Source organism: Pelagibacterium lacus, assembly GCF_003345525.1.
Classification (GTDB): Bacteria; Pseudomonadota; Alphaproteobacteria; order Rhizobiales; family Devosiaceae; genus Pelagibacterium; species Pelagibacterium lacus.
Genome location: NZ_QQNH01000014.1, coordinates 33,961 through 54,417, shown reverse-complemented (window position 1 = coordinate 54,417; position 20,457 = coordinate 33,961). Strand labels below are relative to the sequence as shown.

The 20,457-nt window shown below is 66.0% G+C and carries 21 protein-coding genes; 7 read left to right on the top strand and 14 right to left on the bottom strand.

Annotation, left to right across the window (positions count from 1 at the left end; all coding sequences use genetic code 11):
* The first annotated feature begins 2 nt into the window (after positions 1-2).
* The 3 genes from DVH29_RS10735 (at position 3) to hflX (ending at position 3,187) form a co-directional block, all read left to right on the top strand.
* Positions 3-1,436, top strand: a complete 1,434-nt coding sequence (locus tag DVH29_RS10735) for a potassium transporter TrkG (protein WP_147276062.1) — start codon at positions 3-5, stop codon at positions 1,434-1,436.
* Positions 1,437-1,595: 159 nt separating this feature from the next.
* Positions 1,596-1,841 carry an RNA chaperone Hfq gene (gene hfq / locus DVH29_RS10730; protein WP_090597081.1) on the top strand — a complete coding sequence of 82 codons (246 nt, stop codon included), beginning with the start codon at positions 1,596-1,598 and terminating at the stop codon, positions 1,839-1,841.
* Positions 1,838-3,187: a GTPase HflX gene (hflX, locus tag DVH29_RS10725; protein WP_114646175.1), complete on the top strand. Its 1,350-nt coding sequence runs from the start codon at positions 1,838-1,840 to the stop codon at positions 3,185-3,187. The genes hfq and hflX overlap by 4 nt, the downstream gene beginning before the upstream one ends.
* A gap of 13 nt (positions 3,188-3,200) precedes the next feature.
* Here hflX and mazG read toward each other — a convergent pair whose 3' ends face one another.
* The 11 genes from mazG to DVH29_RS10670 form a co-directional block, all read right to left on the bottom strand.
* On the bottom strand, positions 3,201-4,019 hold the full coding sequence (mazG, locus tag DVH29_RS10720) for a nucleoside triphosphate pyrophosphohydrolase (protein WP_114646195.1): 819 nt from the start codon (positions 4,017-4,019) through the stop codon (positions 3,201-3,203).
* A gap of 219 nt (positions 4,020-4,238) precedes the next feature.
* On the bottom strand, positions 4,239-5,063 hold the full coding sequence (locus DVH29_RS10715) for an MBL fold metallo-hydrolase (protein WP_114646174.1): 825 nt from the start codon (positions 5,061-5,063) through the stop codon (positions 4,239-4,241).
* Positions 5,060-5,842, bottom strand: coding sequence for a TatD family hydrolase (locus DVH29_RS10710; protein WP_114646173.1), 783 nt, complete (start codon positions 5,840-5,842; stop codon positions 5,060-5,062). The genes DVH29_RS10715 and DVH29_RS10710 overlap by 4 nt, the downstream gene beginning before the upstream one ends.
* On the bottom strand, positions 5,842-7,395 hold the full coding sequence (gene metG / locus DVH29_RS10705) for a methionine--tRNA ligase (protein WP_114646172.1): 1,554 nt from the start codon (positions 7,393-7,395) through the stop codon (positions 5,842-5,844). The genes DVH29_RS10710 and metG overlap by 1 nt, the downstream gene beginning before the upstream one ends.
* A 9-nt stretch (positions 7,396-7,404) precedes the next feature.
* Positions 7,405-8,436, bottom strand: coding sequence for a DNA polymerase III delta subunit-related protein (locus DVH29_RS10700; protein ID WP_158541636.1), 1,032 nt, complete (start codon positions 8,434-8,436; stop codon positions 7,405-7,407).
* Positions 8,433-9,128: a dTMP kinase gene (gene tmk, locus DVH29_RS10695; protein ID WP_245944953.1), complete on the bottom strand. Its 696-nt coding sequence runs from the start codon at positions 9,126-9,128 to the stop codon at positions 8,433-8,435. The genes DVH29_RS10700 and tmk overlap by 4 nt, the downstream gene beginning before the upstream one ends.
* Positions 9,125-10,291: a D-alanyl-D-alanine carboxypeptidase family protein gene (locus DVH29_RS10690; protein WP_114646169.1), complete on the bottom strand. Its 1,167-nt coding sequence runs from the start codon at positions 10,289-10,291 to the stop codon at positions 9,125-9,127. Before DVH29_RS10690 ends, tmk begins: the two co-directional genes overlap by 4 nt.
* A 44-nt stretch (positions 10,292-10,335) precedes the next feature.
* The gene (locus DVH29_RS10685; RefSeq protein WP_114646168.1) at positions 10,336-11,358 is read right to left on the bottom strand and encodes a septal ring lytic transglycosylase RlpA family protein; all 1,023 of its coding nucleotides are present in this window, start codon (positions 11,356-11,358) and stop codon (positions 10,336-10,338) included.
* Positions 11,359-11,440: 82 nt separating this feature from the next.
* Positions 11,441-12,196: a 5-oxoprolinase subunit PxpA gene (locus tag DVH29_RS10680; RefSeq protein ID WP_114646167.1), complete on the bottom strand. Its 756-nt coding sequence runs from the start codon at positions 12,194-12,196 to the stop codon at positions 11,441-11,443.
* A complete protein-coding gene (locus DVH29_RS10675) occupies positions 12,193-13,095 on the bottom strand; it encodes a 5-oxoprolinase subunit C family protein (protein WP_114646166.1) in 903 nt (300 codons plus the stop codon). Before DVH29_RS10675 ends, DVH29_RS10680 begins: the two co-directional genes overlap by 4 nt.
* Positions 13,092-13,763 (bottom strand): 5-oxoprolinase subunit B family protein, encoded by a 672-nt coding sequence (locus DVH29_RS10670; RefSeq protein ID WP_158541635.1) that lies wholly within the window; start codon positions 13,761-13,763, stop codon positions 13,092-13,094. The genes DVH29_RS10675 and DVH29_RS10670 overlap by 4 nt, the downstream gene beginning before the upstream one ends.
* Positions 13,764-13,843: 80 nt before the next feature.
* Between DVH29_RS10670 and DVH29_RS16405 the strand changes: the two genes are divergently transcribed.
* The 3 genes from DVH29_RS16405 (at position 13,844) to DVH29_RS10660 (ending at position 14,672) form a co-directional block, all read left to right on the top strand.
* A complete protein-coding gene (locus tag DVH29_RS16405; protein WP_158541634.1) occupies positions 13,844-14,053 on the top strand; it encodes a hypothetical protein in 210 nt (69 codons plus the stop codon).
* Positions 14,054-14,130: 77 nt separating this feature from the next.
* Entirely contained in the window at positions 14,131-14,358 is a 228-nt protein-coding gene (locus DVH29_RS10665; RefSeq protein ID WP_114646164.1) for a hypothetical protein, read from the top strand.
* Positions 14,359-14,429: 71 nt separating this feature from the next.
* Complete coding sequence (locus DVH29_RS10660; RefSeq protein WP_147276061.1) at positions 14,430-14,672, top strand: hypothetical protein; 243 nt, start codon at positions 14,430-14,432, stop codon at positions 14,670-14,672.
* A 66-nt stretch (positions 14,673-14,738) separates the two neighbouring features.
* Here the strand turns inward: DVH29_RS10660 and DVH29_RS10655 are convergent, their stop codons facing one another.
* Entirely contained in the window at positions 14,739-15,389 is a 651-nt protein-coding gene (locus DVH29_RS10655) for a LysE family translocator (protein WP_114646162.1), read from the bottom strand.
* Between the two features lie 154 nt (positions 15,390-15,543).
* On the opposite strand from DVH29_RS10655, the gene DVH29_RS10650 reads away from it, so the two are divergent.
* Complete coding sequence (locus DVH29_RS10650) at positions 15,544-16,758, top strand: mechanosensitive ion channel family protein (RefSeq protein ID WP_199562575.1); 1,215 nt, start codon at positions 15,544-15,546, stop codon at positions 16,756-16,758.
* A gap of 17 nt (positions 16,759-16,775) precedes the next feature.
* Here the strand turns inward: DVH29_RS10650 and DVH29_RS10645 are convergent, their stop codons facing one another.
* Both DVH29_RS10645 and DVH29_RS10640 read right to left on the bottom strand, forming a co-directional pair.
* A complete protein-coding gene (locus DVH29_RS10645; protein WP_114646160.1) occupies positions 16,776-18,443 on the bottom strand; it encodes a peptidoglycan D,D-transpeptidase FtsI family protein in 1,668 nt (555 codons plus the stop codon).
* Entirely contained in the window at positions 18,440-20,431 is a 1,992-nt protein-coding gene (locus DVH29_RS10640; protein ID WP_158541633.1) for a transglycosylase domain-containing protein, read from the bottom strand. The genes DVH29_RS10645 and DVH29_RS10640 overlap by 4 nt, the downstream gene beginning before the upstream one ends.
* Between the last annotated feature and the right edge of the window lie 26 nt (positions 20,432-20,457).

The following is a 20,457-nucleotide window of genomic DNA, read 5'->3' as shown; positions in this document are numbered from 1 at the left end:
CCGTGCCGACCATTGCGATCCTTGCGGCTGGCATGTGGGGCGTGGTGGCCATCGCCATGGTGCTGCCGCTGATGACGGCGCTGATCGAAGGCAATTGGCGGGCCGCCGAAGCCATGACCCTCATCGCCATCGGCCAGGGCTTCGTCGCCGGGCTGACGCTGCTGGCGCTCGGGGGGCGGCGACGCCGGCTCACAAGGGCAGGGGTGTTCACCGCCGCCATCGCCATCTGGCTCAGCCTCGTCATCGCCGCCGCGCCGGCCTTCATGCTCATCGAGGGCCAGGCGCCGATCCCGGCCCTGTTCGAGGCCACCTCGGCGGCGGTCACCCTGGGCGCCACCCTCGTTCCGCCGGCCGATATCAGCCTCTCCATGTCGTTCTACCGCGCCACCATCGCCTGGGTCGGCGGGCTGACGACGCTGATGCTCGCCGTCTATATCCTCGGACCCTATCAGGTGGGCGGCATTCCCGACGCCAATCTGCGGCAGGTCCAGCACGCAAGGACCGAGGACGATCCGCGCTTCCTCCAAACCCTGCGGGCCATCGGACTGCCCTATCTCGCGCTGACGCTGCTCTGCGCCGCGCTGCTGATCATGCTCCGGGTTTCGGCCGACGACGCGCTGATCGTCGCCATGAGCATGCTGGCCACCAACAGCTTCATGCCGCACCAGACCGGCACCACGGTGCTCGGCAATCCGGCCGCCGAACTGGTGATGATCGTCTTCATGGTGCTCGGCGCGACCAGCATCGTCTGGCACCGGCTGGTGCTCTCGCGCAATGCCACCCCCTCGCGCGACCGGGACGAGGGCCGGCTCTACCTCGGGGCGCTGGGGGTGCTGGTCCTCGCCGCCATCATCGTCTCGCTGATTTCCCCCGCCACGGACGGGCCGGGCTTCGACACCGCACTCACCCATGTGTTCGACGTGGTCTCCGTCGCGACGACCACCGGGATCACCCATGACCGCGCCACGGGGCTCTCCATTCCGTTCGAGCTGGTGCTGCTGATCGTCTTTATCGGCGGCTGCTCCTATTCGACGGCCGGAGGGATCAAGGCGTTCCGGCTGCAAGCCATGCTGCGGCATGTGGGCAACGAGCTCGAACGCCTCGTCTTTCCCAACGCCATGCTCAAGGACGACGTGCAATATGACGCCCGGCAGCACGCGCTCGCCAAGGCGGTGTGGAGCGCGTTCTTCCTCGCCGTCCTGACCATCACCATCGGCCTGCTGCTGCTCGCCGCGCAGGGCCATGCGCTGCCCGAGGCCATGGCGCTCTCCGCCGGCGCCTTTTCCCAGGTCGGCAACCTCGTCGCCGGCGCGGCGCCGGGACTGATGGAGGAGGGGGGCTCGGATGGAACCCTCATGATCCTCATGGGCATCGCGCTCATCGCGCGCATCGAAATCCTCGTCGTCCTCGCGGCGCTGGCCGGCGACCGGTGGTGAGGTTTTTCTGGTCCCCCGGAGGGTTTTGCGATACGCGCTTGTGTTGGTGAAAAAATACGTCACAATGGCCCGAGCGGCACCGGGGTTCGAATATCTCCGCAAGGGGATTCAGGGCATCTGAACCCGGCCGCATGCCAGACGCGAACAAGAGGCCGAGCAATGCCCAGTGAAAAAGTGCAGAACCTTCAGGATTCCTTTCTCAACCACGTCCGCAAGAACAAGGTTCCGGTGACGATTTTCCTGGTCAACGGGGTGAAGCTGCAAGGCGTCATCACCTGGTTCGACAATTTCTGCCTGTTGCTGCGGCGCGACGCGCAGAGCCAGCTGGTCTACAAGCACGCCATCTCGACCATCATGCCGGGCGCGCCCATCCAATTGTTCGATCCCGAGAGCAACACCGATTGAACGATAGCGACGACGACATCGAAAAGGGCTTCGTGGATCTCCGCGAGGTTCCCACCCGCACCTCTATCGTCACCCCCGACGTCAAATCCCTGCGCTACACGCGCGCGGCCGACGCCCGCCATGCCGAATTCGTCGGCCTCGCAGCGGCGATCGCGCTGGACGTGGTGCATGCCGAAATCCTGCGCGTGCGCGAAATCAAGCCGGCCACCTATCTGGGCGGCGGGCAGGTGGCGCAACTGGCCGAACGGGTCAAGGCCGACGATATCGAGCTGCTGCTGGTCGATGCGGCGCTGTCGCCCATCCAGCAGCGCAATCTCGAACGCGACATCGGGGTGAAGGTGCTCGACCGCACGGCGCTGATCCTCGAGATCTTCGGCGAACGCGCCGCGACCCGCGAGGGCGTGCTGCAGGTCGAACTGGCTCATCTCAACTATCAGAAGGGACGGCTGGTCCGCTCCTGGACCCATCTCGAGCGCCAGCGCGGCGGCGGCGGGTTTCTCGGCGGACCGGGCGAAACCCAGATCGAATCCGACCGCCGCCAGATCCAGGAGCGCATATTGGTGCTGGAGCGGCGGCTGGACAAGGTCCGCCGCACCCGCCAGCTGCAACGCGGGCCGCGCGCCGCCGTGCCGTTTCCGGTCGTGGCGCTGGTAGGCTATACCAACGCCGGAAAATCAAGCCTTTTCAATGCGCTGACCGGGTCCGGCGTCATGGCGGAAGACCTGCTCTTCGCAACGCTGGACACCACCGTGCGCAAGGTGACGCTGCCGCATGGGCGCGAGATCATCCTCTCGGACACGGTCGGCTTCATCTCCGACCTGCCCACCGACCTCATCGCCGCCTTCCGCGGCACGCTCGAAGAGGTGACGCAGGCGCAGGTTGTGCTGCATGTGCGCGACGTCGCCAACCCCGACCATCCGGCCCAGGCCGAGGACGTGCTGTCGGTTCTGGCCGATCTGGGCGTGTCCGGCGACTCGGTGCCGATCATCGAGGTGTGGAACAAGATCGACGCCCTTGATGGCGGGGAGGCGGGGCAGGGGCTCGACTCCATCCAGCCGGTGGGCAAGGTAGCGGCCACGGTGCCCGTCTCGGCCCGTACGGGCCAGGGCCTGCCGGAGCTGCTGGCCCGGATCGAAAAGGCGCTGGCACAGGATGCGCGGCTGTTTTCCGTGCTCATTCCCCATGAGCTGAGCGCGGAAACCGGTTGGCTCTACGCCAATGCGGAGGTGATCGAACGGGGGGAGCCCGACGATTCCGGCACCCGCTACACGGTGCGCGTGCTGCCCCGGCACAAGGCGGAATTTTCGGAAAAATTCGCCGGGCGCATCACGGGGCTTAACCCCTAATTATCTGGAAAACCTACGGTTTCTCCTTGTCCAGCGCCCGGATTTCGTTCCAATAGCCGTCGAGAACGGCCAGGCCGGCCGTTTCGATGGCGATCCCGTCCGCGCGGGCCCGGGCTTCCACATGGTCGAAGCGACGCACGAATTTGGCATTGGCGTCGCGCAGCGCCGCTTCCGGATCGACGCCGGCATTCCGGGCCAGATTGGCCACGGCAAAGAGCAGATCGCCGATTTCCTCGGTTTTGGCCGCTTCGGACCCGCCGGCCAGCGCTTCCTCGGTTTCGGCCAGTTCCTCGCGGACCTTGGCGACGACCGACGCGGTATCGGGCCAGTCGAACCCGACCCGCGCCGCCCGCTTGGCCAGCTTGCCGGCCCGCAACAGGGCGGGCAGGGCGGACGGTACGTCGTCGAGGATGGACGGCGGCCGCGTGCCCCCGCGCCGCTCGGCCTTGGTGGCCCGCTCGGCCGCCTTGATGTTCTCCCAGCGCTTCTCCGTGGAAACGGCCGTGCCCGGATCATCATCGCCAAAAACATGCGGGTGCCGGCGAATGAGCTTTTCGGTGACGGCGTGGATGACGTCGCCGATATCGAACAGGCCTTCCTCCTTGGCCATCTGGGCGTGATAGACCGGCTGCAGCAGCAGGTCGCCCAATTCGTCGCGCAGATCCTCATAATCCTTGCGCTCGATGGCATCGGAAACCTCATAGGCTTCCTCGATGGTGTAATGGCGGATGGTCTCGAAATTCTGCTCGATATCCCAGGGGCAGCCGGCTTCCTTGTCGCGCAGACGGGCCATGATTTCGAGCAATACGGACATGTCGCGGGAGGGTTGCATGAGCGGCCTTGTGAGTCGGAACCAATGATGGGTGATCATATCGCCGCCCATGGGCGGATGGCCATAAGGGAAGATCGAGGGCATGGCCATCGCGGCATGACCGCTGCGGCATATTCTGCCGTTTGCATCAATGCACGAATCGCATAATATATATTATGGAACTTTTATCCTGATGGATCGCAAGGCAACCGGCTATGGCGCAGGTCACAACAACCCGGCCTATTGGCTGAACGTGATCTCCATGCCGTCGAAGGCTGGGACGACGTGTTCGGGGATTTCGGTGCGCAGCGTCTCGTAGTCCATGTCCACATGCAGATTGGTGAGTACGGCGCGGCGCGGTGCGTAGCGCGCGATGAGGTCGAGCGCCTCTTCGAGATTGAGATGGCTGGGATGCGACTTGTAGCGCAAGGCATCGAGCACCCAGAGGTCCAGATCGTGCAGGACCGATTCCGAGGCGGCGGGAATGCCGGACAGGTCGCAGGAATAAGCAAATTTCCCTATACGGAAACCCAGCGAGGTGATCGAGCCATGTTGTTGTTCAAACGGCATGATCCGGATCGCGCCGCCGGCCCCGGCGATGGTGACAAGCTCGCCGCCGGCGATCGAATTGGCGTTGAGGATGGGCGGATATGGGCTGCCTTCCGGAGCGGTAAAGCAATAGGCGAAGGCATCGCGCAGACGACCCTCGGTCGAAATGGACATATAAACGTCGACCCGCCGTCTTGCATTGAGCGCCAGAACGCGCAGATCGTCGATGCCATGGGTATGGTCGGCATGCTCGTGCGTATAGAGCACGCCGTCGACTTCCGGGACCTCGGCGGTGAGCATCTGCTCACGCAGGTCGGGGCCGGCATCGATGAGGACGCGGGTGACGCCCGGCTGGTCGTCGCGCCAGCCGGTGAGCAGCAGCGAACAGCGCAAGCGGCGATTCTTGGGGTTGTGCGGATCGCAGGCGCCCCAATCATTGCCGATGCGCGGCACGCCGCCCGAAGAGCCGCAGCCCAGGATGCGGGCCGTGATGTGGGTGCAGGGCAATGGAATCATGCCGTAAGACCCGCCTTGGAAAACAGCCGGGCGAAATTGGCCGAGGACTGTTCGGCGATAGTTTCGAACGGCACCCCGCGCAATTCGGCCAGTTTTTCCGCCGTATGGCGCACGAAGGCGGGCTCGTTGGAGCGGCCCCGATGCGGCACCGGCGCGAGATAGGGCGCGTCGGTCTCCACGAGGAAACGATCGGCCGGCACCGCGCGGGCCACCTCCTGAATCTCGGCGGCGTTCTTGAAGGTGACGATGCCGGAAAACGAGATATAGCCGCCCAATGCGAGGCCGCGCCGGGCCAGTTCGGCGCCGGAGGTGAAGCAGTGCAGGACGAAGGGGAAGGCCCCCTGCTCCGCTTCCTCCTCGAGGATGGCGATCATGTCGTCATCGGCCTGGCGCGCATGGATCACCAGCGGCAGGCCGGTCTCGCGCGACGCGGCGATATGGGTGCGGAACCCCTGGGCCTGCGCGTCACGCGGCGAGGAATCATAGTGATAGTCGAGCCCGGCTTCGCCGATCGCCACGCATTTGGGGTGCTGCGACAAAGCGATGATTTCCTCGACGCTTATGTCGAGCTCTTCATGTGCATTGTGCGGATGGGTGCCCACCGAGCAGAACACATTGTCATGAGTTTCGGCGATGGCGCGGATGGTGTCGAAGCGGCGGATGCGCGTCGAGATGGTGACGCAATGGGTGACGCCATTGGCGCGGGCACGGGCCAGCCCGCCGTCGATATCGCCGGCCAGCACGTCGAAATCGAGATGGCAGTGGCTGTCGACGAGCATCAGGCTACGCTCTCGTCCTTCTCGACATAGCGCGGGAAAACCCCTTGCGGCGCGGGCAGCGGAGTGCCGGGCACCAGGCGCCCCGGACGGCCCAGTTGCGCGAAGGTGCGCCCCTCCCCCGCCACGGCCAGCAGGTCGAGCAGCTTTGCGCTCGAGGCGGGCATGACGGGCTGGGCGAGGATCGCCACCTGGCGCACCACTTCGATGGTGACGTAGAGCACGGTGGCCATGCGGGCCGGATCGGTCTTGCGCAGCGCCCAGGGCTCCTGGCCGGCGAAATAGCGATTGGCGTCGGCCACCACCTGCCACACGGCGCCGAGATAGGCGTGGATCGCCTGATCCTGCATGGCGGTGCGGGATTTTTCACCCAGCGCGTCGGCGGCGGCAAGGATGGCCTCGTCCTCGGCGGTCAGCGGGCCGGGCTGCGGGATCAGCCCCTCGCAATTCTTGGCGATCATCGACAGCGAGCGCTGGGCGAGATTGCCCAGATCGTTGGCGAGGTCAGCATTGATGCGGTTGACGATGGCCTCGTGATTGTAGGAACCGTCCTGGCCGAAGGAGACTTCGCGCAGGAAATAATAGCGCATGGCGTCGAGGCCGTATTTCTCGACCAGCTCGAACGGATCGACCACGTTGCCGACCGACTTGCTCATCTTCTCGCCGCGGTTGAACAGGAACCCGTGGGCGAAGACGCGGCCGGGCAGGTCGAGCCCGGCGCTCATGAGAAAGGCCGGCCAGTAGACGGCGTGGAAGCGCACGATGTCCTTGCCGATCATGTGCACGTCGGCGGGCCAGTATTTCCAGCGCGCAGCGGCCTGGTCGGGATAGCCGGCGGCGGTGATGTAATTGGTCAGCGCATCGACCCAGACATACATGATGTGGCGCGGATCGCCGGGCACCGGAATGCCCCAGTCAAAGGTGGTGCGCGAGATCGAGAGATCGCGCAGCCCCGACTTGACGAAGCTCATCACCTCGTTGCGGCGCTCGGCGGGCATGATGAAGCCGGGATTGGCCTCGTAATGGGCGATCAGCCGCTCGCCATAGGCTGAGAGGCGGAAGAAATAGCTTTCCTCCTCGACCCATTCCACCGGCGAGCCCAGGGGCTCGCGGCGCACGCCATCCTCGCCGAGCGTGGTCTCCTTCTCGTCGAAAAAGGCCTCCTGGCGCACCGAATACCAGCCGGAATAGGTGTCCTTGTAGATGTCGCCGCGCGCGAGCATCTGCTGCCAGATGGCCTGGCTGGCGGCGTGGTGGCGCGGCTCGGTGGTGCGGATATAATCGTCATAGGAGATGTCGAGGGCCGCCCACAGATCCTTGAACACCTGGGAGTTCCGCGTGGCGAGCTCGAGGGGCGCGATGCCTTCCTTCTCGGCCGTCTGCTGCATCTTCTGGCCGTGCTCGTCGGTGCCGGTGAGAAAGAACACGTCCTTGCCGTCCAGCCGGTGAAAGCGCGCGATGGTGTCGCTGGCGATAGCGGTATAGGCGTGGCCGATATGGGGAACGCCATTGGGGTAGAAAATCGGCGTGGTGATGTAGAAGGTGGGGCGGCTCATGGAACGGTGTCAGCTCACGGGAACGGTCTTGCGCACATGGTCGCGGATCAGATCGAAAACCGCGACCAGGGTCTGCCGCCGGTCGAGATTGTAGATATCAGCATCGGCGACGAGGGCGTTCGCCTTGTCCCACAAGGCGTTGGCGGACGCAAGGCGGAAACGCCCGCCCTGCCCGGCCCTGGCTGCGGCTTCCGCCTCGGCGGCCATCCAGTCGCGGACCATGTCCTGGCCGAACCCCAGTTCCGCCCCCTTGGCGGCGGCCAGCCCCTCGGCGATGGCCAGATGGGCGCGGGCCGGGTGAACCGCCGGATCGGCGAGCCATGTCTGCAGCGCGTCGAGAACGTCGCCCGCTTCGAGCATCAGCGATTCAAACCCCCGGCGCGGACGGCCGCGGGCAAAGCCGGTGGCGCGGGCGATATCGTCCTGCCCCAGCTCGGGCTTGATGCGCCCAAGGACGCTGGCGACGTCGAGATCGGCCAGTGGCCGCAGGCCAAAGCTCTGGCAGCGCGAGCGGATGGTCGCCAGCATGCCGCCGGGTTTGTGGGAAATGACGATGAACAGCGTCTCGGCCGGCGGCTCCTCGAGCGTCTTCAAGAGGCCGTTGGCCGAGCTGAGATTGCAATCGTCGATGGCATCGATGATGGCGATGCGATAGCCGGCGCGGCCGCGCGTCTGGTGCAGGGAATCGCGCATGGCGCGCACGTCATCGACGCGGATGGCGGAGAAATACTTGTCGGCATTGGCCGGATCGGCCTTACGACGCAGCAGGAACAGATTGGGATGCGACAGCGCGGCCACCTGCGCCGCGACGCGCTCGAAGGATTCGTCGGATGTGGCGGCGAGCATGCGCCGCGCCACCTCGAAGGCGAAGGTGGCCTTGCCGATGCCGCGCGGCCCGTGCAGGAGGATGGCGCTGGGCGGGCGCCCGCGCTCGATGCCGGCAAAAAGGCTCTCCAGCGGCCCGGCATGGCCGGAAAGCGCGCCGAATTCGGGCGCGGGGACGCCCTCGATCTGATCGGCCTCGCGGCGCTCGACGCTCACGCCGGCCGCTCCCGCCGCGCAAGGTCGGGGAAATGATCGCGCACCGCCGCCCATACCTCGGCTTCGACCGTATCCTCGTCGTTTTCCGCCGAGAGGACAACGCAGCGCCCCGGATTGGAAATGGCGATGGCCAGGAAATTGTCGCGCAGGCGGCGATGGAAGTCGATGTCTTCCTTCTCGAACCGGTCGGCGGGCAGGCCGTCTTCGAGGGCACGCTGGCGCCGGCGCTCAAAGGCCGCATCGGGATCCATGTCGAGGATGAGGGTGAGGTCGGGCTCGCGGCCATCGAGGGCGAGACTTTCCAGCGCGTCGATGAGGCGGTCCTCCCCGCCCCCGGTCAGCCCCTGATAGGCGCGGGTGGAATCGGCGAAGCGATCGCAGATCACCCATTTGCCCGCCGCCAGCGAGGGCGCGATGAGCGCGTTGACGTGATCGAGCCGCGCGGCGGCGAAGAGGACGGCTTCAGCCCCGACGCCCCAGCTTTCCGGCTTGCCCTGCAGGATGAAGGAGCGGATGCCCTCGGCCTTGGGCGTGCCGCCGGGCTCGCGCGTGCGCACGGCATCGATGCCCATCCGCGCCAGACGGGCGGCGAGACGGCGCACTTGGGTCGACTTGCCGACGCCCTCACCCCCTTCGAAGGTGATGAAGCGCGGGACGACGCCCCCGTCGCTGTCGGCCACTGCGTTGCTCAAACGCCAATCCATCCGAATGCCAGTTCAAACAGGGCGTCAGTGGCCTTGCGCACCAGATCGCCCTCCCCAACCGAGTCGGCCGCATAAAGCGGCGCGGTCTGAATTAGCTGGTCATCGCAAAGTATGTTGAGTTGCGCAAGCCTGTCTCCGGCTCGCACCGGGGGAACGATCGGCGCCTGATAGGTGATGCTGGCCGAAAGGCAGCGGCGGTTGCCGCGCGGCAGATAGATGTCGATGGCCCCCTCGCCCACCAGGCCGACCCGCGATTGTGCGCCGCCATAGACGCTGGCATAGCCCACGATCGCCGCCTCCTCGTAGGCGGGAATGCGCTCGAAGCTGCGGGCGCCCCAGATGACGAGCTTGCGCGCCTCCTCATTGCGCTCATTGGTGCTCTGCATACCGTGCAGGACGGCAATGAGGCGCCGCCCGCCCTCGGTGGTCGAGACGACGATGCCATAGCCGGCCGACTGGGTGTGCCCGGTCTTGAGGCCATCGACGCTGATCCCCAGGTCGAGAAGCCCGTTGCGGTTGGTCTGGCGGATGCCGTTCCAGGTGAAGTCCGCGACGGCGAACACCGGATAGTAATCGGGAAACTCGCGGATGATGTAGCGGCCGAGCTGGGCGAGATCGCGGGCGGTGACGTACATGTCGGGGTCCGGCAGGCCACTCGCATTGGTGAAATGGGAATTCTCCAGCCCGATATCCTCGGCCATCTCGTTCATGATCGGGGCGAAGGCCGCCTCGCTGCCGGCAATGCCCTCGGCCAGCGCGATGGCGGCGTCATTGCCCGACTGGATGATCACCGAGTGCAGCAGGTCATCGACGCTGATCTGCGAGCCGAGCTCGGCGAACATGGTCGAGCCGCCCGAAGGCGCGCCGCCGGTGCGCCAGGCATTCTCGGAAATGAAGAACTGGTCCTCGAGGCTCAGCGCCCCGCGCTCGACCATGTCGAGCACCACGGCCACCGTCATGAGCTTGGCCATGCTGGCCGGCTCGATCCGCGTATCCGCATCCTTCTGGAACAGGACCGTGCCGGATTCATGATCCATCAGGATGGCATAGGGCGCGCGGGTTTCGAACGTTGTCTGCGCCGCGGCCGCGCCGGCCAGCGCGGCCAACAGCAGGACGGCAAGCGCCAAACGTTCAAATGCGCGAAAGACCATGATCCGTCCCCGACCGGCGCCCCATATTTATAATCCCAAGATTATCAATACGGAATCGGATCGGCCAAGCCAAGGGATGCGGCGAGTTGCGCGACGTCGGCGGCGGTCACACCTTCGCGAAGATGATTGAGGGTGAGTTGGGTCACCGACTGGTCGCCCTGGGCGATGGTGGTGGTATCGACCGCGCCCAGAACCGCGAACCGGGCCGCGATGTCGCGTGCCGCGTCGCTGTCTGTGAAACGCCCCAATCCGATCAGCACCGGCGTGCCGGTCGGCTCGGGCAAGGCGGGGGTGGCGGCGATATCGACGCCATAGGAGAGCAACTGGAACGGCAGGTTGACCGGCGTGGCGGCGCTGTTGGCTGCATCAAGGGCTGAGGGGGAAGGTGCCGGCTCGGTCTGGGCAACCTGCACGTCGCCATAGGCCATGCGGGTGCCCGAATTGATCTCATAGGGCGTCAACTGGTTGATCGAGGCGACGAGAAAGCGCGTGTCGTCGCCCTGGAGCGGCGCCGGGCCGACATATTGCACCCGCACATCGGTCATGCCCTGGTTGATGAAGCCGAGCACCTCGGCGGTGCGGCGCGACAGGTCGATGACCCGATCATGGGAGAATGGCCCGCGATCGTTGACGCGCACGATGGTCGAGGCGCCATTGGCCGTGTTGGTGACGCGCACATAGGACGGCAGCGGCAGGGTCGGGTGCGCGGCCGAGAGATGGTACTGGTCGAAGACCTCGCCATTGGCGGTCAGCCGGCCATGGAAGGCCGGGCCGTACCAGGAGGCCTGGCCGGTGACGTCGAGATCGGGTTGCTCGCGCGGGGTAAAGGTACGCCCGGCCACCGTATAGGGCGCACCCACCTGATAGCGCCCTCCCCCCTTGGGGACGTTGCGCGATGTGGTGACGCGCGGCGACGCCTTCACGCCCATGGACGATTCGGAGAAGAATTCATTGCCGGCAAAGAGATCGGCGGCGCTGCACCCGGCGAGGAGCACGGCCGATGCGGCGGCGGCGCCAATGGTAGCGGCAAGCGAACGGCGGCGCGCCGATGCGGTTTTCAAGCTCATACAATCCGACCCAATACACACAAGATTGTCGATGCGCTCGCGCGTCGAACCTTTGAAAAACCACAGCTTTGTGTAGGTTTTGTTAACGGAGCGACAAGGGATGGGGCGCGCGGGGCACGATGAAGCCGGCGGTTTCGAGTGCTTCACGCACCGTTCTGGCCAGGGTGAGCGCGCCCGGCGTATCCCCGTGCAGGCAGATGGACCGGGCGTCGGTGGAGAGGATCGTACCGTCGATGGCGACGATCTCGCCCTGCCGCGCCAGACGCAGGCAGCGCGCGGTGATCGCGGCCGGGTCCTCGATCACCGCACCCGGAACGTCACGGGACACCAGCAGGCCATCGGCGTCATAGGCGCGGTCGGCATAGGCCTCGGCGATCACCGGAAGACCGATCGCCCTGGCGGCGCGCTCCTGCGCCGAGGCGGCCAGCGCCAGCACGGCCATATGCGGCCAGCGCGCGGCGATGCCAGCAAAGATATGCCGCGCCAACCCTTCGTCCTCGGCGGCCATATTGGCCAGCGCGCCATGCAGCTTGACATAGGCGACCTCCGCGCCCTCCTCATCCGCGATGGCGATCAGGACGGCGATCTGGTCGAGCACCTGTGTGCGAACCGTGTCGGCCGGCAGGGCGAGGCGGAGGCGGCCAAAATGCTCGGGATCGGCGAACCCCGGATGGGCGCCGATGCGGACCCCATTGTCCAGCGCCGAGCGGATCGCCAGACGCATGGTTTGGGCCGTGCCGGCGTGCCCGCCACAGGCAATCGACGCGCTGGTGACGATAGCGAGCATGGCGGCATCGTCGGCGATGCCCTCGCCGAGATCGGCATTGAGATCGATCATCCCGCACTCCGTGCAATTTTGTGGGCGTGTTCGACCGTCACGGGGACAAAACGCACCGGAGCACCGGGACGCATCTGCGCGAAGCGATCGAGGTCGGAGGCGATGATCGTCCCGATGCGGGGATAGCCGCCGGTGGGCTGATGGTCGCGCATGAGGACCACCGGCGTGCCATCGCCGATGATCTGGATATCGCCGGGCACCACGGCATCGGAAACGAGATCGAGGGCGACGCCGGCGGTGAAAACCCCGGCCGGATCGGCCAGCCGAACCCCCATGCGGTCCATGCCGGGCGAGATGGCGAAGGGGCTCGTGAGGAAACCCGCCCGAATCGCAGGCGGGAAGATCGCCGCGTGCAGGCCCCAGACGATCCGGAACGGCGCGTCATCGGGTGTGCCCGGTGGTGGAAGCGCTTCAACCGGCCCGGACGCCAGCGGCGCGAGCGCCAGGGTGTCGCCGGCCGCCAGCGCCCTGCCCTCCAGCCCACCCAGGGCGACACCGAGATTGGTGGCGCGGCTGCCGAGGACGACCGGCACGTCGATTTCGGCGGCAAAACGCAGATAGGCATAATTGCCGGCCGGGCCGCCGGTCACCGAAAGACGGCCGCCATCCTGCAGGATGACCCGGGCCGGCCAGGAAATCGCCTCGCCATTGAGCCTCGCGGCGAAGGCGCCTCCGGCAAGGCCGGCGACAAGCGGCGCCCCTCTGTGGACGAGGTCGAGCCCAAGCGGCCCCAATTCCAGCCCCGCGCCGCAGGGCATCTCGGTGATGGCGCCGGCCATGGCATAGCCCTGCCGGTCCATGGGCCCCGAGGCCGAAATGCCATGGCCGAGAAAGCCCGGCCGTCCGGCGTCCTGGATCGAGGTCATGGGACTGGCCCGCACGATATCGATCCGGTTCATGACACAGCCTCGAAGACGATGGCATCGCCCGGCTGCAAGCGGGTCGGCGGCGTGCGGGCGGGGTCGAAATTGGCGAAATCGGTGTGCCCGATCACCGACCAGCCGGTGCGGATCGGGGTTGCGGCAATCGCCGTCTGTCCGGCGGCAAAGAGGATGGAGCCGGCGGGCACGGAGGGCCGCACCGTGGTCCGGCGCTGGATGTGCAGCTGCGGCGCGTGCAGGCCGCAATAGGCAAAGCCCGGCGCAAACCCGATGGCGAGGACGCGCAGGCGGCTTTTCGCATGGGCGGCAATGAATTGGCCCGGCGCCATGCCGAGCTGGCCCGCCACATCCTCGAGATCGGGGCCATGGGGCCCGCCATAGCGGATGGGAATGGTGTGGGTGGCGGCCGCCGCCGGGTCGTCCCCTGCCCGCTCCAGGGCCAGGGCGATCTCGCCGGACAGGGCGGCAAAGGACATCCGATCCGGATCGTAATGAACGGCCACCGATACGAGGTTGGGCACGATCTCGGTCACGCCGGGCACGGGCCGGGCCGCGAGCAGCGCGGCGGCGGCGATGGCCCTCCTGTTGGCCCGTACATCGAAGGCGTCGGCGAAACGGATGAGCAGCACCCGGTCGCCGAGCGGAAGAAGAAGCGGTAAGATCTGCACCTGAGCCTCGAAAACCATTCGGCAGGACCTTGCCGTTTTCGCACTCCACTTGCAATGATGCAGCAAAACCATGAAGTTGGGGCAAAGGGAGACGAGGCGTGCAGAACAATCGCATTTTCCTGATCGCCGCCGGGCTGGTGGTGGCCGTGCTGGCGCTGATCGGCCTGGGACTCTCGGCATCCGAATTCGGATTGGTCATGCTGGGGGGCGCGCTGGTCGTGGCCGTGGCGATGTTCGTGCTCACCCGGCGGCGCCATCAGCGCATGACCCAGTCCGACAAGGAAGACCGCGATCCGCCCCAGCTATGACCGGGCGCGGCGGGTTTGATTAAACTCCGATCCAATGCGTTTGCTCTCGATTTGGTGATTGCCCGCAAGATGGAAGCATGGCCTGCAAGCAACCAGATGACGACCGACAGAAAACCGTGTGCGGACAGGCGCATGCGGTGCTCGACACGCTGTCGCGCACGCGCGGATTGCCGCTTCGGCTGAGCCTTTCCATCGAGGAAATTCTCGAACGCGCCTGGGAACTGGCCTATTTCCGCCAGCGGCGCAACACGGTGCTCCCCTTCGTGCCGCGGGAAAAGTCTCGCCGCGACGACACGGCGGCGTGATCGGCTGCGGAGATGACGCGCCGCACGGCTTCGGCTATATCGAATCTCCTGGTGGGTACGGATGGGGTCCGATGCGAACGATTGCGGCTTTGGCGTTGACGATTCTGGTGGCGGCCTGCGGCTCCTCCCATGTGGCCAGCGCCCCCCAGCTCAATCAGGAGCTCGAGATCAAATGCGTGGCCTCCAACGCCCGCCCCTCGGGCTGCACCACCAGCCACACCATCGCCGTCTCGACGACGATCACCCGCACCGATGGCACCCTGCCCTCGGCCGCCGATCTGCGTCCGCCCCAGGCCGGTGAGAGCGAGTTTTAGACTTCCTGCTCATCGCGCTTCCGAACCGCAAATTGCCACCCACCTTGGCTGAAAGCGCTCCGAGCCTTATGTGGAGGGGCGTTTCGCCCAGACCAGAACGGCGGCGAGCGCGATCATCGCCCCGCCCGATGTCTCCCGCAGACGTCTTACGAGGACCGGATTCGATGCCGCGCCGTCCCGGATATGCCCGGCGGTAAACGCCACGACGATATCGGCCAGCGTGTTGAGGAAGACCGATATCGAGCCCAGCAGGATGAATTGCAGCGCGACATTGCCTGATTCGACGTTCACGAACTGCGGGATGAACGCGAGGAAGAAGGCAGCGGTCTTGGGGTTGAGGGCTTCGACCAGCGTGCCCTCCCGAAACGCCCGCTTCGCGCCCACCGGCGGCGTCGCGATGCCCCCCTTCAAGGCGATATCGGCCTCCTGCCGCGCCTGCCGAATCGTGCGGTAGCCTATCCATACCAGATAGGCCGCTCCCAAAAACTTGAGAGCCGTGAACAGTTCCGCACTCGCGAGCACGATCGCGGAGACTCCCAAGGCACCTGCTAGGACATGGAACATCCCACCAAGGCCATTGCCGAAGCTCGACGCGATGCCCTCCGCCCGGCCGCCTGCCAGGGTTCGGGCCGCGACGTAGAAAATGCCCGGCCCCGGGGTTACGGCCAGCAAAAGGCATGCGCCGAGATATAAGACAAACGAACTGGGATCGATCATGAGGAGCACTCTAGCAGGGTTCGAGGGGCGGAACAGCCGCCTCTTTTGGCCTGTGCCGGGGTTTATTCGCGGGCGATAATCCTATATCCGCTGGCGCTGATTTCACCTTGATCGGAGACGAGGCAGGAAAGGAAGCCGGAGCATCATGGAGAGTATAAGCGAGTTCACCGCGCAATATCCCATTGTGGAAACGGTGGGCGCCCTGGCGGTATTGCTGGTCCTGGCGTTCCTGGCCAATTTCCTGGTCAAAAGAGTATTGCTGCGGGTGGTCGAACATCTGCTCAGCCGCACGCCGCTCGGCCAGCGCCCCGATATCCGCGTGCAGGAGGTGAACCGGCGGCTGGCCAATATCGTCCCGGCGATCATCATATCGAGCGGCATCGCCCTCGTCCCGCACATGCCGGTGGCGGCGATCACCGTGGTCAAGAACGTCGCCAATGCCTTCGTGATCCTCACCCTCGCCATGGCGCTGGCTGCCGCCATCGATGTCGGCGAAGCGATCTACCGGCGCGGCCCCAAGGCGAGCCTCAAGCCGATCAAGGGCTATGTGCAGATCTTCAAGATCTCCATCTACGCCATCGCCGCCATCCTGATCATCGCCGCGCTGATCGACCAGTCGCCGCTGATCCTGCTCTCCGGCCTCGGCGCCATGGCCGCCGTGCTTATCCTGGTCTTCCAGGACACGCTGCTCTCGCTGGTGGCCGGCGTGCAGATCTCCTCCACCGACATGGTGCGCCTGGGCGACTGGATCGAAATGCCCGCCGCCGACGCCGATGGCGATGTCATCGAGATATCGCTCTATACGGTGCGGGTGCAGAACTGGGACAAGACGATCACCAGCATCCCGATCCGCAAGCTGGTGACAGACTCGTTCAAGAATTGGCGCGGCATGACCGAATCGGGCGGGCGCCGCATCAAGCGTGCCATCCATCTGGACCAGACCAGCATCCGTTTCCTCGACCCCGAGGAGATCGATTTCCTCCACGGATTCCGGCATTTGACGCCGTATCTTGATCAGAAGCAGGAAGAACTCAGGGGCTGGAATGCCGGGCTCGGCGACAAGGGCGAAGTGAAGGCCAATACGCGCCGGCTGACCAATGTGGGGACCTTCCGCGCCTATGTGGAAGCCTATCTGCGCAATCATCCGCGCATCCACCAGAACATGTCGCTGATGGTGCGGCAGCTCCAGCCCGGCCGAGAGGGGCTTCCCATCGAGCTCTATTGCTTCACCACCACCACGGTGTGGCGCGACTACGAGGCCATCCAGTCCGATATCTTCGACCATCTGTTCGCCCTGCTCCCCGAATTCGGCCTGCGGGTGTTTCAGGACCCGGTCGGCAGCGATTTCAGGCAGCTCGGGCGCCAGTAAGGGACGGTCTCCCCGCGTCACTGCGCAGCCGCGTCCTCGGGGATTATGGCCAGCATGGGACCGGCGCGGGCGATGATCCGGCCGGTGGTGTCGCCCGCATTCCACGCCGCCGTCCGTCCGGTGCCCGGTCCTTCCGGCTGCGGTTCGTCGATCATGACGATCATGGTGTATTGCGGCGCGTCCATGGGGAATGACGCGGCAAAGAAGGTGGTGACGCTTTCGCCGCTATAGCGCCCATTGACCACCTTCTCGGCCGTTCCGGTCTTGCCGCCCAGCCGATAGCCCTGGGCCAGTCCATCGGCCCGGCGGGCCGAGCCTTCCAGCGCGTTGAGGCGCAGCAGGTAGCGGATCTGCGCGCTGGTCTCGGCCTTGAGCACGCGGGGGGCGTCGACGACGTTCTGCGTTTCCTGCCGCAGCAGCGTCGGCGGCACGAGATAGCCGCCATTGACCAGCGCCGCCTGCGCGGACAGCATTTGCAGCGGGGTGACGCTCAGTCCGTGCCCGAAAGAGGCGGTGGCGGCGACCACGTCGGAAAAGCTCTGCGGGATCGCGGAAGTGGTGGTCTCGGGAATCTCGATATGCGGGATGTCGTCGAACCCCATGCGGGTGAGAAAGGCCCGGAACGCCTCCTTGCCCATGGCCTCCATGATGCGGATCGTGCCGATATTGGAGGAATAGCGGAAGACCTCCGGCACGGTGAGGACGCGGTTCTGCCCGTAATAGTCGGAAATCGTATGGCGGCCGAAGCGCACGCCGGTGCTGGCGTCGACCGTGTCGTCGAGGCTCACCGCATCGGCGTCGAGCGCGCCGGCGATGGTTATGGCCTTGAAGATCGAGGCCACCTCGAACTTGGCGGCGGTGATGCGGTTGAAGCGCCCTTCCCTGAGCATGCTGGCCGGCTGGTTGGGATCGAAATCGGGCAGGGAAACCAGCGCGACGATCTCGCCGCTGGCGACGTCCATGATGGCGCCGGCCGCAGCCTTGGCCTGGTAGCGCTCGAGCGCGGCGCTCAATTCGTCGCGCAGGATATGCTGCACGCGCAAATCCAGCGAGAGATGGACGGGCGCCAGATCCTGCCCGCGCGCCAGGCCCAGCTCCTGCAGGAGCGCGATTTCGAGGTCGCGGTCGAGATAATGCTCGATCCCGGCAATCCCGGCATTGTCGACATTGACCGCGCCCAGAACATGGGATGCGGTCGCCCCGCCGGGATAGAAGCGCCGGGTTTCCTCGAGAAACCCGAGGCCGGGAATGCCCAGCGCCATGATCTCGTCGCGCTGGCGCGGCGTGAGCTCGCGGCGGATCCAGACAAAGCCCTCCTCGCCGTCCAGCCGATCCTCAAGCCATTTCCGATCCAGCGCCGGCAGCACCGAAAGGATGGCCCGGGCTGCCTCGGGGACGTCGATGATGCGGCGTGGCTCGGCATAGAGCGAGGGGACGTGGATGTCGAAGGCGAGCTCCAGCCCGTTGCGATCGAGCAGGACCGGGCGGGAGGCAAGCAGGGCCGTCTGCGTCCGGGCCGTGAAGCTCACCGGCTCCGCCGTCATGCCGAGGGCGACCAGGCGGACCGCCATGATGGCGAAAATCGCGAGGATGACGGCGAGCGCGATGCGCAGCCGCGAACGGGTGACCGCGTCGCGCGCCTTGCGGGAGCCGTCGATGGCGATGGCGTCGCCGGAGGTCGTCATTGCGCGAACTCCAGCACTGTGGGGGTATCGGCACGATCGTGGAGCCGCACATAGTGCCCCGGCAGATCGACCACCGGCCGGCCCTCATGGGCCGTGGTCATCACCTCGCGCCAGATGCGCGCCGGGATCTGCCCGCCAAAGGCGCGCGTCGGAGAATCGTCGTCATTGCCCAGCCAGACGCCGCCCACATACTGCGCCGTGTAGCCGACAAAGAGCGCATCGCGGTTGCGCTGCGAGGTGCCTGTCTTGCCCCCGATCGGCCATTGCCCGAAATGGGCCTGCCGGCTGGTGCCGACCTCGACGCTGGAGCGCAGCATGTCGTTCATCATCCCCACCTGTTCGTCGGTGAGGATGCGCCCCGGCCCGGCCTCGGAGGCGCTATAGAGTATTTCACCATCGGCCGTGGCGATCTGGGAGATCACGTCGGGGATGACTCCATAGCCGCCATTGGCGAAGGGCGCATAGGCGCCGGTCAGCTCCAGAAGGGAGACTTCCTCGGACCCCAGCGAGATGGACGGCACCGCCTGCAGGGGCGAGGAAATGCCCATGCGATAGGCCGTCTCGACCACGGCTTCGGGGCCAAGCTCGATGGCGAGCAGCGCCGGGATGGTGTTGAGCGAATAGGTCAGCGATTCGCGCAACAGGATCGGGCCGACGAATTTGCCCGATGAGTTTTTCGGCGACCAGCCATTGTGCTCGAAGGGGCCATCGACCACCAGCGTATCGGGCGTATAGCCGTGCTGCAGCGCCGTGAGATAGACGAAGGGCTTGAACGCCGATCCCGGCTGGCGGCGTGCGGTGACGGCGCGATTATACGAGCTTCGCGCATAGTCGGTACCCCCGACCATGGCCCGCACCTGGCCCTCCACATCCATGATCACCAGCGCCGCCTGGGTGAAGCCGGCCCCCGGCCCCTCATTGGCGACGGCGGTGCGCAGCACGCGCTCCGCATGGGCCTGGAGGCCGGCATCGAGCGTGGTGGTCACCACCACGTCCTGGGCGACCTCGCCGAGATAGGCGGTCATCAGCGTCTCGACCCAGTCCGCCACATAGTGCTGCGCGCCCGAACGGCCCCCGGCGACGACCTGGGCATCCGGATCGGCCATGGCGGCGTCGGCCTGGGCCGTGGTGATGAAGCCGGCGCGGACCATGTTGGCGAGCGCCAGCCTTTGCCGCTCGATGGCGCGTTCGGGATAGGTGCGGGGATTATAGGTACTGGGCGCAGGCAGGATGCCGGCCAGCATCGCCGCCTGGCCCAGCGAGAGATTGCGGGCCGAGATGCCGAAATAGGTCTGCGCCGCCGCCTCGATGCCGGTAGCCCCCGAGCCGAAATGGACCCGGTTGAGATAGAGCTCGAGGATCTGGTCCTTGGTGTAGGTGCGCTCCAGCCATATGGCCAAAAGCGCCTCCTGAACCTTGCGCTCGAGCGATTGCTCGGGGCTGAGAAAGAGGTTCTTGGCCACCTGTTGCGTGATGGTCGAGGCGCCGCGCGTGACCCGGCCCGATTGCACGGATTCGACGGCAACCGAGACGAGGCCGAGCGGATCGACGCCGAAATGGGAATAAAAGCGCCGGTCCTCGCTGGCGATGACCGCCTGCCCGACATATTCGGGCAGTTCGTGCAGACCGACCGCCTCGCCGCCGGTCTGGCCGCGATTGGCGATCACCTGGCCATTGGCGGCGAGGACGCGGATATTGGGCGGGCGCTGCGGAATTTCCCATGTGTCGGAGGCCCCGAGGTCCTGACCGTAATAGGCCACGACGCCCCCCAGCGCGACGAGGGCCAGCAAGGCCAGCCCGGACACCCAATAGGTGAGTCTAACGACAAAGCCGAAGCCGCCATGGCGCCGGCTCCGGCGCCGGATGGCGGGCGGCCTGGGCTGGCGCGTGCGGACACGGCGCGGCTCGCGTCCGGTGGCCGCGCCTCTGTCGGTCGCAGGAGTCGCCGGGGCGGCAATCCGATCATCGTGATAGACACGGATGTCCATGGCCTGGTCCAGTTCTGTTGGGAAAG